The organism is Aquabacterium sp. A08, assembly GCF_011742065.1.
In genome coordinates, this window is record NZ_JAAQQT010000349.1 from 1 (window position 1) to 341 (window position 341).

Annotated in this window: 1 protein-coding gene; it reads left to right on the forward strand. The window is 68.6% G+C overall.

Annotated elements, in window-relative coordinates:
• Nucleotides 1-341: multicopper oxidase domain-containing protein (locus tag HA630_RS01975; protein WP_166832190.1), on the forward strand; the 341-nt coding region annotated here is incomplete at both ends.

Here is a 341-nt window from a genome sequence, read left to right on the forward strand (position 1 = left end):
GTCAACATGTGGGGCTACAACGGCCAGAGCCCCGGCCCCACCATCGAGGTGGTGGAAGGCGACCGGGTGCGCTGCTTCGTCACCAACCGCCTGCCCGAGCCCACCACCATCCACTGGCACGGCCAGCGCCTGCCCAACGGCATGGACGGGGTCAGCGGCGTCAACCAGCCCCCCATTGCCGTGGGCAAGACCTATGTGTACGAGTTCGTCGCGCGCCGGCCCGGCACCTTCATGTACCACCCCCACGCCGACGAAATGACGCAGATGGCCATGGGCATGATGGGCCTGTGGATCACCCACCCCAGGCTGGACGCGCGCGGCCGCCACCCGCTGATCGAGCA